General features: G+C 34.9%; 13 protein-coding genes. All 13 read left to right on the plus strand.

Annotation, left to right across the window (positions count from 1 at the left end):
• The first annotated feature begins 36 nt into the window (after positions 1–36).
• The gene (locus FLUTA_RS08490) at positions 37–663 is read left to right on the plus strand and encodes a P-loop NTPase family protein (protein ID WP_013686455.1); all 627 of its coding nucleotides are present in this window, start codon (positions 37–39) and stop codon (positions 661–663) included.
• Positions 664–840: 177 nt separating this feature from the next.
• A complete protein-coding gene (locus FLUTA_RS21565; protein WP_013686456.1) occupies positions 841–1,008 on the plus strand; it encodes a hypothetical protein in 168 nt (55 codons plus the stop codon).
• Positions 1,009–1,074: 66 nt separating this feature from the next.
• On the plus strand, positions 1,075–2,058 hold the full coding sequence (locus tag FLUTA_RS08495; RefSeq protein WP_013686457.1) for a helix-turn-helix transcriptional regulator: 984 nt from the start codon (positions 1,075–1,077) through the stop codon (positions 2,056–2,058).
• A gap of 57 nt (positions 2,059–2,115) precedes the next feature.
• The gene (locus FLUTA_RS08500) at positions 2,116–4,716 is read left to right on the plus strand and encodes an HTH domain-containing protein (RefSeq protein ID WP_013686458.1); all 2,601 of its coding nucleotides are present in this window, start codon (positions 2,116–2,118) and stop codon (positions 4,714–4,716) included.
• 3 nt (positions 4,717–4,719) lie between these two features.
• Positions 4,720–5,616 (plus strand): hypothetical protein, encoded by an 897-nt coding sequence (locus FLUTA_RS08505; protein WP_013686459.1) that lies wholly within the window; start codon positions 4,720–4,722, stop codon positions 5,614–5,616.
• Between the two features lie 68 nt (positions 5,617–5,684).
• Positions 5,685–6,974 (plus strand): DUF2130 domain-containing protein, encoded by a 1,290-nt coding sequence (locus FLUTA_RS08510; protein WP_013686460.1) that lies wholly within the window; start codon positions 5,685–5,687, stop codon positions 6,972–6,974.
• A complete protein-coding gene (locus FLUTA_RS08515) occupies positions 6,971–8,503 on the plus strand; it encodes a type I restriction-modification system subunit M (RefSeq protein ID WP_013686461.1) in 1,533 nt (510 codons plus the stop codon). Before FLUTA_RS08510 ends, FLUTA_RS08515 begins: the two co-directional genes overlap by 4 nt.
• Positions 8,500–9,735, plus strand: a complete 1,236-nt coding sequence (locus FLUTA_RS20715; RefSeq protein ID WP_013686462.1) for a restriction endonuclease subunit S — start codon at positions 8,500–8,502, stop codon at positions 9,733–9,735. Before FLUTA_RS08515 ends, FLUTA_RS20715 begins: the two co-directional genes overlap by 4 nt.
• A gap of 1 nt (position 9,736) precedes the next feature.
• Positions 9,737–10,282 carry a hypothetical protein gene (locus FLUTA_RS08525; protein ID WP_013686463.1) on the plus strand — a complete coding sequence of 182 codons (546 nt, stop codon included), beginning with the start codon at positions 9,737–9,739 and terminating at the stop codon, positions 10,280–10,282.
• A complete protein-coding gene (locus FLUTA_RS08530; protein ID WP_013686464.1) occupies positions 10,269–11,906 on the plus strand; it encodes an ATP-binding protein in 1,638 nt (545 codons plus the stop codon). The genes FLUTA_RS08525 and FLUTA_RS08530 overlap by 14 nt, the downstream gene beginning before the upstream one ends.
• 109 nt (positions 11,907–12,015) lie before the next feature.
• Positions 12,016–13,338, plus strand: coding sequence for a hypothetical protein (locus FLUTA_RS08535; protein WP_013686465.1), 1,323 nt, complete (start codon positions 12,016–12,018; stop codon positions 13,336–13,338).
• A 60-nt stretch (positions 13,339–13,398) separates the two neighbouring features.
• Positions 13,399–13,767 carry a hypothetical protein gene (locus FLUTA_RS08540; protein ID WP_013686466.1) on the plus strand — a complete coding sequence of 123 codons (369 nt, stop codon included), beginning with the start codon at positions 13,399–13,401 and terminating at the stop codon, positions 13,765–13,767.
• 10 nt (positions 13,768–13,777) lie between these two features.
• Positions 13,778–17,266, plus strand: coding sequence for a DEAD/DEAH box helicase family protein (locus FLUTA_RS08545; protein WP_013686467.1), 3,489 nt, complete (start codon positions 13,778–13,780; stop codon positions 17,264–17,266).
• Positions 17,267–17,626 lie beyond the last annotated feature (360 nt).

The raw sequence follows: 17,626 nt of genomic DNA on the forward strand, positions 1-17,626 counted from the left end.
TCAAGGTGATTTATCGCCTTGCTCAAAACCAACAATATGCTCGAAAAATGCTTCACCATCGCAAACAACATCCGTCAGTTTGATTTCAAAACATGCATTGCCTACATCAATCATGCAGGAAAGCAAAAATACGGCTCCAACTTCCGCCTCCATGCTGAAGACAAAGAAATCATCTACAAACTCATTATCTACGCAATTCGTGCAGAAGATAATTGCGCTGAACATGGAATTGATTTGAATAAAGGAATCCTTTTAATCGGTCCCGTCGGATGTGGAAAAACCTCCTTGATGAACCTTCTAAAACTCTTCCTTTTCCCGGAATTTGATTATCCAGTTATCTCCACAAGAAATGTCACTTCAGAATTCCATGCAGACGGTTTCCAGGTAATCCACAAATACGGCAAATCCAGAAAAGTCTACTGCTTTGATGATTTAGGTATTGAAAACAACATCAAGCAATTTGGTAATGAAACCAACTCCATGGCGGAGATACTTTTGCACCGCTACGATTTACATATAAATCTTGGAATTGTAACCCATGGCACTACAAATTTGAATGCGAATGAATTGGAGAAATTGTATGGTAATCGGGTTCGGTCAAGGTTGAGAAGTATGTTTAATTTGATTTCGTTTGCAGAGACAAGTTTGGATAAAAGGAGGTGAAATATGAGAAAGGTAAGTCAATAATGCAATCAAATTGCAACTATGCAGTTCTACTGCACATGTTCAAAATACATTTGCTTCAATCAATTACTAAACGTAATGAGTGAGCAATTAGTAATTTGAATTATAAGTCACTCGAAGTACTGTCCTTTTGATAGGAACTTAAATGAAAATGCTATGAAAAAACCAATAGGTACCACAGCAAAAACAGGAGAGAAATGTCCCGAAAGCGGAGTTTGGACTGTAGTTGGCACGCCAAGTACAACAGCGCCAATCGCCGTTGGAAATACTATGCCTCCGTATGCAGGTAAAGCAGTTGTTTGGAAATTGACACGCTACGCATAAGAAGAAAGGGGAGGAAATCCCCTTTTTTTATAGTTTTACACATAATCAAAATAAATCAATCCTTAAATGGCAACAAATAAGCGGGCAATCATAAGGTATCGTGCATTAGACAATTGTTTTAGAAGTAAATACAAACGCTACTATATTGACGATTTAATTGCCAAATGCAATGAAATATTGTCCGAACACATTGGCGAACCTATTTCCGTTTCACGGAGGCAAATATTTGACGATATGAACTTCATGAAAAGCGAAGCAGGTTATTCGGCACCGATTGATTCTATTAAAGATGGCAAAAAAACATTTTACCGCTATAATGAAGATGGATTTAGTATAGAGAAAAGTCCTATCAATAAAGAGGAATTAGAACAAATCTCAGAAGCTTTAGAAATCTTCAGTCGTATTAAGGGTTTGCCAAACTTTGAATGGATGGCAGAATTGGAAACTAAATTGAGAGACAGTATTGAAGCGCCAACTAGACAAATAATTAGTTTTGATCACAATCCTTATTTAAAAGGGATTGACTACTTACGAGATTTATACAATTGGATAAAGCACAAATCTGTACTAAAAATTAGTTATCAAAGTTTCAGTATGGAAATGCCCCGTGATTTTATTATTCATCCCTATCATTTAAAACAATTTAATAACCGTTGGTTCTTATTTGGATTGAATTCAGAATTGACAAAAATTCAAAATTTACCGTTGGACAGAATTCAGAGTATTTCAATCGAGAATCTTCCATTTATTGAATGTGAAGTTGACTTCGAAGAATACTTTGAAGACATTATCGGAGTAACCAACCCAGAAGAACAAGAAAACGAAAAGATAACCTTAGAATTTTCAGCACACAGATTACCTTACGTGCTTTCGAAACCAATTCATGGCTCCCAGCGCTATAAAGAAAACAAGATCTATTTGGAACTAAAAATAAACAAAGAATTTCTGAGTGCTTTGATGGCTTTTGGAGCTGATGTGAAGGTTTTAGCTCCTGAGAACTTAAAGACAATCATTGTAGAAGAAGCAAAAAAAATAATGAATCAAGATTAATGCAGTTGTACTGCATAGGAATTAATAATCTTTGTATTGCAATAAGAAAAACAACACATGACTTTACACGAAGCGATTGAACAAGTGCTAATTGAAAAAAAACGCAAACTTACTGCGAAGGAACTGGCATACATCATTAATGACAGACAATTGTACAAGCGTCAAGATAATTTTCCTGTAACGGCAAGTCAAATTACTTCTAGGATTAGTAATTACGAATCCCTTTTCATTTTTAAAGGTGGGTTAATTTCATTGAAAGGTTTTAATCAAGTGGATTTATACGAAGCCGAAATTCAACAAGATTTACTTGTGTTATTGGAAAATGCACGAATTTTATCTGCTGGTGCTAATAAGGTGAAATTATTTTCATTTATTCTGTCTGCCGTTATTAATATCGATAAGAACAACGGAAGCACTGGAACATTAGCAGAATTTATGGATACTGTTGTTGCTGAAAGTGGATTTGGCAAATACGATGATCTTTTTCAAGAAGATTTTTTTGAAGCGTTTATTAAAGTTGCATTTTCAATACAACGTTATCCAAATAGAAATCGTATTCTTCAAAAATTAGCATATTGGTTAAATCCGTTTCAAAATAGTTCTGGTTTATACATTTTGCCAGAATACCTATGCTCCATAATTGGAGGTTTGGATATTTATTCAGAAAAGTTAATACTTCGAACAAATCAAAATATGCTCAACAATTATAAGTTGAATATTTTTGAAAATAACCTAAACGCAGCTTACTTGCATAGTTTTGCAATGCAATGGGCAAATGACGATATTGTTAAGCAAAACAACTTATTACTAGAAGCGGCTACAGGGAGTTTTGAGTCATTTAAAGACGACAATCAACCCACCAGAGCTGTAGGAATATTTACACCGCCATGGGGCGTGTTTAATAAAGACTCCGAATGGTCTAGTAATTTTGTTTTTATCATGAATGAGCTTGAAGGACGAGAAAAAATCCTTTTAAATAAAGCCGTGTTAATTGTTCCGGAAGGGGCTAATTACAGCGGGGGTAAAGATTTGAATGCACGTAAATACCTAACCGAAAGAAATTATATTGATAGTGTTGTTACATTACCTTTTAGTTCACCTGGGATAGCAATAAAATCGATTTCAATTATTGTATTCGATTTCAATAAGAAAAGTGAAGAAGTCCTATTTGCCGATTTTAATCAAATGGAGAATTTTGATATTGAGCAAAATTGGAATCAGATCGTTACTGTTATAAACGATAAGCAAAATTTACATCAGGTTTCAAAAAAAGTAAATTATCAAGAACTTCAGTATAGTGAATACAGTTGGGCGCCAACTAGATACATTTTTGATGCACAAAGTCTTCCGTTAAAGGAGAATCACGAAGCTGTTTTACTTGATAGTTTATTGCTGCAAATAAAAAAGGGATTCAATATTGATAGGAAAAAGCTATATGAAGGTGGAGAAATTAAATACCTGAAAACCTCTGATTTATCTCAAAACGACATTTATCTTCAATTAAACGAGAACATACTTGGAATCGATGCAGATGAGTTCGAAAAACCTATCGAAGCCTACAGGGATAGCATTGTGGTTTCATTTGTAGGAAGTCAATTAAAACCTACGTTAGTACCTGAAAATGAATTGATCGTTTTTAATCATAACCTCGCTATTTTACAGTTGAATACCGCATTGGTTTTACCAGAATTTTTGGCACTTGAGTTAAAGGAGGATTACATTGAGACACAGCTTTTAGAAAAAAGAACGGGTACAACAATTCCATTTTTAACTATCAAAGGATTTTGTTCATTATTCGTTCAGATTCCTTCTCTAGCTATTCAAAAGGATATTTTGTTGCAACGAAATAGGCAACGAAATAGTGAAGCGCATCCCGTAAATAACCAGAATGCTGATTTGAGTAAAGTAATTCTGCATAGTTATTTGGGAATTATCAAGCATACGATGAAACAACCTTTGGCTACTTTATCTTCAGACATTAAGAGTATTGGGAACTACCTTAGAAAAAAGGAAGAAGAAAACAAATTGAATTTACAAGAGTTTGTTGTTGACCTGTTACCAGGCGAAAAGGAAAGTGAAAATGACCAAAGCCGTGTTGTAAAAACACTTGAAAGACTAACACGTGCAATAGAAGATGCGCATTGGAGATTTGAACAAAGTGAAATGCTTTTAAAAATCGAGACATCTGAAATCAACCTCAAAAAAGAGGATGTTAAGCAAGAAATTGGCGAACAAATCAAAAATTATACAGATATCAAATTCGCACTTAAAGGCAAGTCTCAAAGTGTGTTTCTAGACAAACATTTGTGGGCCATATTGATCGATAATTTGATTGATAACGCAAGAAAGCATGGTTTTGTAGGGCAGTCTAATCCTAAAGTCTTGTTTGAATTCTCAACTCAAAAAACAATAGATGACACGGAAGTATTAATCATATCGTATTTCAACAACGGCACACCACTTCCTAGTAATTTTAATATTGATAAATTCATTTCAAATGGGGTATCGACCAATAAGGAAGCCGGAGACGGATTTGGTGGTTACTTAATCAATAATATTCTAAAAAAACACAACGGGCGCATTGAAGTGATTCCAAGTAAAGAATTACTACAGAATGAATATAACGTGTGTTTTAAAATTTACCTTAACGCAATCTAATACATGAGTAAAAACCAACGACCAATCAATGCATTTATCATTGATGATAAGCAAGATTATATAGAATCACTCCGCATCGCGGCGCGCAGTAAGCGCATAATTTTAGATTCAAGTACAAACCTCGAAACCGGAATTGATGTCATCAAGAACAATAAACAAATTGATTTTGTGATTTTGGACGGTAAATGTTTCGTTGACCAGGACCAGGAATTAACTGGTTCAACAGTAAGTAACATCCCTGTTCGCGCAAAAAGCCAAATCGATGATATCAACAGGGAGCAAAACAGATGCATAGGGTATTGTGTTAATACTGGTTTTTACGATGATTTACAAGGTAATTTCGATGGTGTTTTCACCATTTTCAAAAAAGACGATGACGAAAAGCTTTTAGATTTTGTAATTAACGAAGTCAGCCAATCTGAACTGTATAAAATCAAAAACAAATACAATGAATGTTTTGAAATATTCGATCTTGGAATTGTTGATTCAAAATACGAACATCTTTTAGTTGATGTTCTTACAAGTATCGAAAAGGCAGATTACAGAAAGAAAAACATTGGACCAATGCGAGATTTACTGGAAGCGATATACCACGGTTTGATAAGTGTTACGTGTATACCTTCTTCGTTTCTAAATCAGAACGGAAATCCAAATTTGGAATGGTGTACTCGTTTCATGGAACAAAGAACAACGGATGATGCAACAGGAAATAGCTTCACCCTAACTAATTCTGTTCCACAAGAAATGAAATCGGCTTTTAGAAAACTCAAAGAATCAACAAGTGCCTTTGCGCACTTAAATGACAGTGATATTATTAAATATCCATTTTTATCAAATTCTCATTTACTACTTGAACTTGTCGTTTGGGTACCAGTGTTTCATTCGCAACATTATAAATGAAAACCACCTGTGCACCTAAGCTGCATACATCAATCTTACCTTTACTCTCAAATTAAAACAACAGATCCATGGAAAATAATAAGTCAGTAAAATGTCCGAATTGCCAAGAAGTATTTAAGGTAGATGATTCCGTTTTTTCGGATATAGTAAAGCAAGTGCGTGACACTCAATTTCAAGAAGAAATTACCCAAAGATTGGCAGCTGCTGAAAATGAAAAAAAGGCAGCAATTGAACTGACTAAAGCGCAAACAAATGCAGGTTTTCAAGAGCAATTAGCCAAGAAGGAACTGGAAATTGCTGAGCTAAAACTGAAAAACAAATCAGAACTCGTGGATGAGTCAGCTAAAAAAGAAGAAACCATTCGTCAGTTACAATCGAAATTAGAACTCGCTGAAACACAGAAAAAATTAGAACTTTCTGAAGCTACGAGTAAAGTGGAAAAGGAAAAAGACAGACTGCAAAATGAACTAAACAGCAAGAATACTGAAAAGGAGTTGTTAGAAAAGTCCCTAAAGGAACAGTTCCATAATCAATTGCTTGCCAAAGATGAAATGCTGGGTTTAAAGGATGGTGAAATAGAACGACTAAAAGATTACAAGCAAAAGCTTTCTACTAAAATGCTTGGAGAATCTCTTGAACAACATTGTGAAATTGAGTTCAATAAGCTGCGCGCAACTGCTTTTCAAAGTGCTTATTTCGAGAAAGACAATGATGCGTCTGAAGGCACAAAAGGGGACTACATTTTCAAAGAAAACGACCTACATGGTAATGAAATAGTTTCCATCATGTTCGAAATGAAAAATGAGAACGACCAAACGAGCACCAAAAAGAAAAACGATGATTTTCTAGCGAAACTAGACAAAGACCGTAAAGCGAAAGGATGTGAATATGCGGTTCTAGTGACCTTGTTAGAGGCAGATAGCGAATATTACAATACCGGAATTGTAGATGTATCACATAAGTATGATAAAATGTACATCATTCGTCCTCAGTTCTTTATTCAACTCATTACCTTGTTGCGCAATTCTGGATTTAAATCCCTTCAATACAAAGCTGAAATAAATCACATACGGAGTCAAAACCTTGACATCACGCATTTTGAAGACAAAATAAACGCTTTTAAAGATGGCTTTGCAAAAAACTATGAGTTAGCAAACAAGAAGTTTACTACCGCAATTGAAGAGATTGATAAAACAATTTCACACCTGCAAAAAACAAAGGATGCGCTACTGTCCTCGGATAGAAACCTTAAATTAGCAAACGAAAAGGCCGAAGGGTTAACCATAAAAAAGTTAACCCACAACAACCCAACAATGAAGGAGAAGTTTGATAATCTGAATAACAGCGTACAACAATGATAACAGGGGATTTAAAATCACAAATTGATCAAATCTGGAATACTTTCTGGACAGGAGGTATTACCAATACGATTACAATTGTTGAGCAATTAACCTACCTCATCTTCATCAAAGATTTAGATGAAACAGAGATCCGTAGTGAATTGAAATCAAAACATGGATTCAAATACACACCAATATTTAGTATTGAACAACAACCATTTCGCTGGAAAAACTTAAAAGAGATGGACGTGAATGCAAGACACGATGTTTTTACCAATACCGTAGATGGTGTGTTTCCGTTTATTCGATCCCTTGGGAAAGACAAAAGCTTATTCTCTGTTTACATGCGTGGCGCAACATTCGGCATTTCAAAACCAATGGTACTCGATCAAGTGATGGAAAAGTTGGGAAACATTGACATGTCCAACCAAGACACCAAAGGAGATATTTACGAATACTTGCTTTCTAAATTAGAAGGTGGCGGTACAGCAGGGCAATTCCGCACACCGCGTCATATAATTAAATTGATGGTAGAACTGATGCGGCCAACCTTGGAAGACACCATTTGTGATCCATCTTGCGGTTCTGCAGGTTTTTTAGTTGGAGCAAAAGAATACATAGATAAGCACAACTCCGTTACTGATATTGACAGAGCTGCTCATCATATAAATACTGAAATGTTTAATGGAATGGAATTCGACGCAACGATGTTACGTATTGCTTCCATGAACCTTTATTTGCACGGGGTTGAAGAACCAAATATCATTGATGTAGATGCCGTTAGTAAAGACAACACCATTTCAGATGCCTACACCTTGGTGCTCGCAAATCCTCCCTTTAAAGGAACAATTGATAAAGACAGTATTTCTGCAGGTTTGAAAAACGTAACCGATACTTCAAAAACCGAATTGTTGTTCCTTGCACTTATGTTGCGCCAGTTGAAATCAGGCGGACGCTGCGCGGTCATTGTTCCAGATGGCGTATTGTTTGGAAGTGGAAAAGCACACAAAAGTATTCGTGAAGAAATTGTAGCCAACAACAAATTGGAAGCCGTTATTTCTATGCCAAGTGGGGTGTTTAAACCATACGCAGGTGTAAGCACAGCAATAATGATATTTACCAAAACGGAAACAGGTGGTACAGACAATGTTTGGTTTTACGATATGCAAGCGGATGGTAAATCTTTGGACGACAAACGAAATGTGCTAGTTTCGGAAGAAATATTTGATGCTTTTGCCTTTGGAGATGTTTCAGAAACTTTGACGAAAGAACGAATTGCAACCCTTCACGATAAATTCAATTTACCGGATATTATTTCACGCTACCCGAATCGTTACAGGGAAAACAGAAAACGCACCGAACAAAGTTTCATGGTACCTTTTTCTGAAATAAAAACCAATGAGTGGAATTTGAGTATTAACCGCTATAAGGAAATTGTGTACGAGGAAGTGAAGTATGATGAGCCGCAGGTGATTATTAACCGAATTGACTCGCTTGAAAACGATAGAAAATATTTGATGTCAAATTTAACGTCACTTTTGAAATGAAGATTGACCTCGATTTTATTCCAAAAGGGTGGAAAAAAGTAAAAATACCTAAAGTACTTTTCTTTCAGGAAGGCCCAGGGGTTAGAAACTGGCAATTTACTGAATCTGGTGTAAAACTTTTAAATGTTGGTAATATCAACAATGGAAAAGTTGATTTGAATTCGACAAGCATTCATTTGTCAGATGAAGAAGCGAATGGAAAATACAGTCATTTTCTAGTTGATGAAGGTGATCTTTTAATTGCATGTTCTGGAATTGTAGTGAGTAATTTTCACAATAAAATTGCTATCGCTGAAAAATCTCATTTGCCACTTTGTCTTAACACGAGTACGATGAGATTCAAATCAATTGAAAGTAAGATAGATTTGAATTATTTTAAATATTATTTGCAAACTGTTTATTTCACTGCTCAATTACAAAAACTGATCACGGGTTCCGCACAATTAAACTTTGGGCCTAGCCACATCAAAAAAATAGATATTCTTCTCCCTCCCCTTGAAACCCAAAAGCGAATAGCCCAAATTTTAGACGATGGGCAAGCGCTTAAACAAAAAACTGAGCTTTTATTAAAAGAATATGATGCTTTAGCGCAATCCATTTTTATGGATATGTTTGGGGATCCGGTCAGGAATCCTAACACTTGGAAAAAGGTGAAACTTGAAAAATTATGTGGAGTTGGTTCCAGTAAAAGAGTTTTTGTTGAAGATCTTGTTGAGTCTGGTGTTCCTTTTTATCGAGGAACGGAGGTTGGGAGTCTTGGTGCTGGTTTAGAAATAAATCCAAAATTGTTTATTACTAAAAAACATTACGAAGAACTAAAAACACACACTGGTGTCCCAAAAGTCGGTGATTTATTATTACCATCTATTTGTCCAGATGGAAGAATTTTTAGAGTAATAAGTGAGAATCCTTTCTACTTTAAAGACGGACGCGTTTTATGGATAAAAGTTAACCAGGAGAAAATAAATAGTGTCTATTTAAAAACTCTTTTAAAATCAATTTTTTATTCAAACTATTCAAATATTGCTTCTGGTTCAACATTCGCTGAGTTGAAAATTTTTGCACTTAAAAAAATTGATTTATTACTTCCTGATATTAAACTCCAAAACCTCTTCGCTGAAAAAATAGAATTAATCGATAAACAGAAAGAACTCGCAAAACAGGAGTTAAAGGAAAGTGAGGATTTGTTCAACTGCCTCTTGCAAAAGGCCTTTAAAGGAGAATTGGTGTAAGATGTTCGGATCTAAGAAAAATAAGGAAACCAAATGGGTTGATTCTATTGCTATTGTAATTGCTATTGTTGCTTTTATCTTACTAATTGGTCTTATTATCTATGCTATTTTAGAAAAAAACAAGAAAGAAAAAGGAGTTTCACTGCAGCAGCAACAGAAATTATGGCTGGATCAAATTCAAGCAAGAATAAAGGAATTGGAGCCACAAAAAGAACTCTTGCTAAGAACAGAAAAGCGTTATTTTTTTTGGGCACGTTTAACTATTGGTTGCTTGTTGTTTTTGGTCAATTGTCTTTACTTGTACTTTGATAATTGGGTAAACTTTAACTTAGGGAATCAATTAAATATCAACGGTGCTATTGTTCTAGTGTATTCTTTCGCTGCTTTTATACTCTACGGTAGTCCAACTAGATTGGTGAATGCTATTAAAAAGAATGCTTCACAATTTTTCTTGCGCAAGCACATGCACATTTTATATGAACTCCAATATCTTAAGGAACAAGAAAAGGAATTAATTGCTTATTTAAATCAGCATGAAAGAAAATAGTCATTTAGATAAAAAGTCACTTTCCACTATACTTGGTAAACCAAGTTGGAGAGAATTAGCAAAAGACTGTGTGTGTTTTGCTAATGGTGTTGGTGGTAAAATACTAATTGGCATTGAAGACAAAAACGATGCACCTGCTCCAACTCAAAAAGTCGACATTGAATTAATTGAGAAAATCAATAAGAATATCCCTGCGCTTACCCTTAATGTAGGAATTGTTCCTCAAATTGTGAAACACGAAAATGGAGGAGAATACATTGAACTCACTGTTCTAAGAAGTAAACAATCTATTGCTTGTACCACAGATGGTAAATACTATATGCGTGTTTCGGATGAGTGCAAACCCATTTTACCCGATCAAATTGAGCGTTTAGCAGCAGAGAAAAACACCTTTGTTTGGGAAGAAAAAGAGGTGAAAAAATACACCCTTGCACAAGCTGATAAGTCAAAACTAAATACGTTTCTTACAGATATTCAAACCTCCGAACGCGTAAGCCCATTCATTAAGGAAAAAACACACGAAGAGATTTGCGAGCATTATTTTTTGGTGAACCCAGATGGCTACTTAACCAATTTGGGAGTGCTTTGGTTGGGTAATCGGCAACAACGTGCCTTGTTGCACTATCCACCTTCTGTGCAATTTATCAAATTCGATGAAAATGAACAGAAGGTATATAAAAAAGTATGGGATGATTTTGATCTGAATCCAAAAGAAATGTTGAACAGTATTTTGAATGAAGTTCCAGAGTGGAATGAGTTCATTGAAGTATCTGATGGCATATTCAGAAAAAACATTTACAATTATCCGCCTGAAGCAATTCGTGAGCTAGTAGCAAACGCTTTTGCGCATAGAAACTATACTATGCAAGGCGATATTTTTATCAATCTATATCGCGACCGTCTTGAAATTCATAGTCCAGGGTTGTTACCATTAGGCGTTACACCAGCCAATATTTTAATAAAGTCGGTTCAAAGAAATGCTCTACTATCCAAATTGTTCTATGATTTAAAACTCATGGAAAAAGAAGGAAGCGGATACGATAAAGTATATGAATTATTACTTGGTAACGGAAAACAAATTCCAGAAGTAATTGAAGGCGATGATCGTGTAACAGTGATTCTCAAAAAACAAATTGTAAGCAATAAAGTCTTGAAATTGATGGACAAAGCTTCCAAGGAATTGCAATTGCGCCAGAAAGAAGTAATTGCCTTAGGGTTGATTGCCCAAAAAGAAGGTATTTCTGCCATTGATCTTTCAAAAGAGTTGAACATTACTCAGCCAAATGGTTTGCAAAACTGGTTGGGACGTTTGTTAGAATTGAATGTAGTATTGTTCAAAGGAAAAACAAAAGGAACATTCTATTATGTGAATCCTGAATTCTTAAGAAATGCAGATTTTATTGAAAAAACGAATCTAAAACGCATAGAACCTCATCGTTTAAAAGAATTGATTTACGAGGACTTAAAAAATTATCCGGGTAGTGCAATTAGTGAGATAAACCTGCGTATTGGCTCCGAAATCAATAGTAGAACATTGAAGACAAAACTAGACGAAATGCTTGTTGAAGAGATAATTAGGAAAGAAGGTGAACGAAAAGGAACGAAGTATTTTTTATCGACATAATGCCATGAAATAAAACAACAAATGTTGATAAATGTTGATATCGCGTTGATAAACCGTTGATAACTGGAAAAGTTCATCAAACCAAAAGACGCTCAAAATTAAAGACAATATGAACCGTCACCTAAACATATTTCACACGTACACCAAGGTAAATCGTGAACAACAATTAGAGAACGACCTTACTCGTGCATTGGCCATTTGCTTGCAAGAAGACAGTGTCTTTTTTAATACCGTTTTAAAGGAAATTTTGGATAAGAAATCTTACGAATCTTTGTTTACAGATATTTCTGGTGAAACCAAAATCTCAATTGAAATACAGAAAAACGTAGAAAGTTTAGAAGCGTTTAATAAACTATATGCGATAAGCATAACAGGTTTAGAAATGAGCACGATAAAATTCGCTCAACAGCCGAGATCAAATGAAATAAAGGAACACATCACTGACCTTACTGTATTAGCAAGAGATATTGCAATACTAGTTGAAGTGAAGCCTGATGATTCAGATTGTACTTGGCAATTAGCTCAGCAAGCTTATAAAGCAATCGAAAATGCTAAAATTGATTTTGACAAAGTTATACCAGTAGATTTAAACTGGAAACAACTAATGGCATTGGCCGTTCAGGTATCAAATTTCAACCGTGCATCTGGAAATAACAATCGATTCTTGAACGATTTTATTCAATTTATTCGAGAACACAATTATAAATGGCTTCCTGTCGCGCAATTCTCAAGTTTGATCAATTCAATGTCAAAAGAATCAGCCTATAGATTAAGAATGAATTCTGCGCTCTCAAGCATTTCAGAAACACATGAAATATTAGAATATTATGGCAGAATTGGCTTAAAGTTGAATTTAGGTTGGGCGCAAGAAATTGTTTTCAATTTCGATAATTACAATGAAAATGATGCTGCACTATTTTTTGGGTTTTGGCCAGGGAATACCAAGGGACAAGGGACCAGAATGTTTCAAGCAATTGCGAATAAAACTTGGCGGCCACCAAACACAATTGAACTTCAAAGTCATTTCTTTCAAGTAGAATGGGGATATGAAATTAAGTTCTGTCATTTTAATGCGCACATCTCCAATTTGGTTTTTGATGATTCAAAAGTGAAGCCTGGCAAACAAATTCTTTCAAAACATACGCACGATAAATATTCAGGTAAATATGACCGTGAATATTGGCCAAATCTTGAAGCTTTCTTAGATGAATATTTAATCGAAACTTTTGATTGGCGAAATGCCCTAGGATGGAACACAAATTTCGTCAACACAGGTAGAAACTACCTCACGTTATCCATAGGATATCAAATTGAAACAATAGTTCCAGTAAGTTATTTACAGCAAATTGATACTTCTCAAGACGATTTAAGTAAATTAACAGACTTAATCATTGAAATGAAATCTAAATACGAAAGACTTTTTGAAGATTGATTATCCTATGCAGTTACTCTGCATAGTTAAAGAGTAAGTTTAGAATACAAAATAATAAAGATGGCAATCGAAATCATACAAATCGGAATAACAGAAGCACAAGAATCAACTTGGGGGCGTGTATATATTGACTACAAAGAAGATGGCGTTTATAAATTTGCATTTAAGAATTGGATTAAATTTGAAGAACGAAACTTTGATGGAAACGGTTCCTTCGGAACTGAACCAGCTTATACTTGGTTCAAATCAAGAAAAGTGACAACAGATTACATGGCTGTATTAGAAGGTGAATACGATAACCTGTTTTTAACTGCAGATCGTTATAAATCAGATTACGGAACACCTTCAAAAATATTAATACGCTTGATTAATGATCTAGACCGTGGATTAATGGAAGACATCAACAACAGACGAGGTTGGTTTAATTAATTCTGGACTTATGAATTCAAATTTTCAGTTCTTAAAGACCGAGTGGTCAGAGTTTCATCAACGTGCTGCTAAAGCAGAGCAGTTGGTAATAACCGATCCACGTACTTCGCTTACCTATTCGCGAATGGCTCTTGAAATAGCTGTAAATTGGATGTTTACAAATGATTCTGATTTAACCCTCCCATACGATACTTCCTTAAACTCCTTAATGAAGAGTTACGAGTTTAAGAATCAGTTTCCTATTAAACTCTACAATGAAATAGACTTGATTCGAAAAGTTGGAAATCTAGCAATTCACAATAAACCAGTTTCAGAATCTGACTCAGATGCTATCATTTCAAGCTTATATTATTTTTCAAAGTGGTTTGCTAAATCATACAGCAAAGAAAATTGTGCAGTCCCAAGTCTTTTTGATGGGAATCATATTCCAACAGAAGGCGAAGCTACATTATCGAAAAAGCAGTTGGAAAAACTTCAAATCAAATTCAATACTGATTTAGATAGTTTCCAAGAAAAACTGAAACAAACAACAGAGAAAAACAAACAGTTGGAAGATGAAAACCAACTATTCAAATTACAAATTGAGGAACTTCAAGCACTGATTTCAACGAATAAAAAACTAGCTACCAAAGAAGACGAAGTTCTCAATATTAGAAATGAAGCAGACACTCGAAAATATTACATCGATGTATCATTACGAGAAGCTGGTTGGGATTTAAGTGGTATAAATGACAAAGAATTCAAAGTGGAATTTATGCCCCAATCTACTAATAAATCGGAAACTGGTTTTGTAGATTATGTGCTTTGGGATGATGATGGCAAGCCATTAGGGATAGTTGAAGCCAAGAAAAGTTTAGAAAATGCTCGTTTAGGTGAAAACCAAGCGCAATTATACGCCGATAGTTTAGAACTTATGTTCGGCCAACGTCCAGTAATGTTTTACACCAACGGCTTTGAAACTTACATTTGGGACGATCTATTCTACAAAGCAGCTCGTCCAATAAATGGTTTCTATACGAAGCAAGAATTACAAACCTTGCTGTTTCGCAGAAAAAACCGCCAAGACATTCGTTATGAAACAATTGACAATTCAATTGCAGGTAGAACTTATCAAATGCGGGCTATCAAAAGTATTGCTGAACACTTTGCCGGTACAGATAAAATAACGGGTGAACTTATTGGTACAAACCGTGGATCATTATTAGTACTAGCAACTGGTACAGGTAAAACAAGAACTTCAATTGCTTTCTCAAAATTGATGCTTCAAGCGAATTGGGCAAAAAGAATATTGTTTCTAGCAGATCGAAAAAGTCTAGTGAGTCAAGCAAAAAGGAATTTTGTTAAATTACTTCCAGACCATAAAAGTGTCAATCTATTGGATGAAAAAGACAATGTTGAAGCGCGCTTTGCATTCTCCACTTATCAAACAATGATGGGGTTAATAGATGGCTCAAGAGACAAAGAAAAAAGGTTTTATGGTGTTGGTCATTTTGACCTAATTATTGTTGACGAAGCACACAGATCCATTTACAAAAAATATCAAGCTATTTTTGAATATTTTGACGCCCTTTTTCTTGGACTAACTGCAACTCCAAAAGACAGTATAGACCATAACACGTATGAAGTTTTTGGTTTACCCGACAAATCTCCAACAGACGCATATACCTTTGATGAAGCCGTTGAAAACAAACATCTAGTTCCGTACAAAACAATCGAATTATCTACTAAATTTCTAACATCAGGCATAAAGTATTCTGATTTGTCTGCAAGTGAAAAAGAAGCATTTGAAGAAGATATTCTCGAAGGTGAAGAGGCAACAGGTAACGAATGGGTAGAAAGTTCAGCGTTAAATAATTGGCTATTTAATAAGGATACCGCATTAAAAACCCTGGAGAAAATCATTGAATTTGGAATTAAAAAAAGGGGTGGTGAAGAACTAGGGAAAACTATCATTTTCGCTAAAAACAAAAAGCACGCGCACTTTTTAAAAGACATGTTCATGGAATTGGATAAGGAACTCTACGGGAATGATTATGTGAAAGTGATCACTCATGGTGAACCTAAGGCCGAAGAATTCATAGAGCGTTTTTGTGATGAAGAAAAAGAACGTCTTCCACAAATCGTTATTTCAGTAGATATGATGGATACTGGAATTGATGCACCTTCTTGTGTAAATTTAGTGTTTTATAAACCCGTTAAATCGTATGCTAAATTCTGGCAAATGATTGGACGTGGCTCTCGATTACGACCAGATTTATTCGGTCCAGAAAATGATAAGACCCATTTCTTGATATTTGACCTTTGTGGTAATTTTGAGTTTTTCACTGAAAATCCTCAAGGAATTGAAGGCTCACACCAAAAAAGTTTATCAGAAGTAGTGTTCAATCTTCGCCTGCAGTTAGCGCAGTATCTGAAGGAAGGTAAATTCGCCAGCATTGAAGTGTTGCAGGAATACCGTACAGAGTTGTTAGACAACTTGTTTCATGAAGTCAATACTTTGGATGTAAATCGTTTTGATGTTCGAATGAAATTAAAAACAGTACTGGATTATTCAGCTGAAAATAGAGAATTATGGAATCATTTAGATAAAAAAGACATTTCCATAATCGAAAGTGTTTTAGCGCCATTAATTAAACCGTCAAAAGGTGATTCCGATTTAGCACGTTTTTATGATAAACTGCTTTATAGTTTAATGATTAAACGTTTGGAAACGCCACAAAATGATCGTTTCATGGATGATTTTAACAACGCTATTTCCAAAGTTGCAGTTGTTTCCAAAAAACTACTTCGTAAAACAGCAATTCCAGAGGTAAAAAGCAAAGAGAAATTGATAATAATGCCATTAGACCAATTGTTTTGGGAAAACGATGGCATAAGTCATTTAGAAAAAATAAGAAGCGGCATTCGAGATATAGTAAAATACATAGATTTTGAAGATCAAAAATACATTACGAGTAATTTTGAAGATGTGATCTATATCTCAGATATGAAAGATAGTCACATTCCGAATGTTGCAGAAACTGGCGGTTTTTATAGCATTAATAAATTCCGTTTAGAAGAGATTATTCGCGAAAACAGTCATCACATAACCATAGAAAGAATTCGAAAAGGTGAATCAATAACTGAATCCGAATTACAGGAATTGGAAACCATTCTTTGGTCTAAGAAAATCGATAAGAGTAAAATTGAAAATGAAATAGGAGCACCATTAAACTTAGTTCAATTCATTGTAAATTTAATGGGATTAGATGAGGTTAAAGTGAACCAGGCATTCGCAGATTTTATCAATGAATATCAATTGACCTCTGTTCAGATTCAATTCTTAAACACAATAAAATTGTTCTTAACTAAAAACGGAAAGATCGATCCCTACAAATTATATGATGCTCCATTCAAAAATTTCCATTCAATGGGTATTGATGGTGTTTTTGATCAACAGCAATCAGGTCACATTTTTAAAATCATAGAACACCTAAACAACACTAGCCATAGCGCTTGAGCTAGAGTTATTCGTCAATAACTACCTCCTTTGATAGTGAATTTTGTCCGTTTTTTAAGGAATGAGAATTACACCATACATTCAGGTATTTAATATTTCTTAATCTGGCATAAAAAAAAGCAGCAAGACGGGCGTCTTACTGCTTTTTAATCAACCTAACCTAACCACCTAAATCAGTTCAAATATAATAAACCCAAGTATAATATCCAACATTCATTATTCTGTCAGATCCTTATTGATAAAGTCCGTTATCCTGCGAAATCCTCCTACAATCCAAGACACGGTAAAGCGGTCTTCCGCCTAGTTCTCACAGCTTCAGAAAAACATAAAAACAAGGGTAACACAAGCTCCGTTGCTCTG

The sequence above is a fragment of the Fluviicola taffensis DSM 16823 genome (genome assembly GCF_000194605.1).
Classification (GTDB): Bacteria; Bacteroidota; Bacteroidia; order Flavobacteriales_D; family Crocinitomicaceae; genus Fluviicola; species Fluviicola taffensis.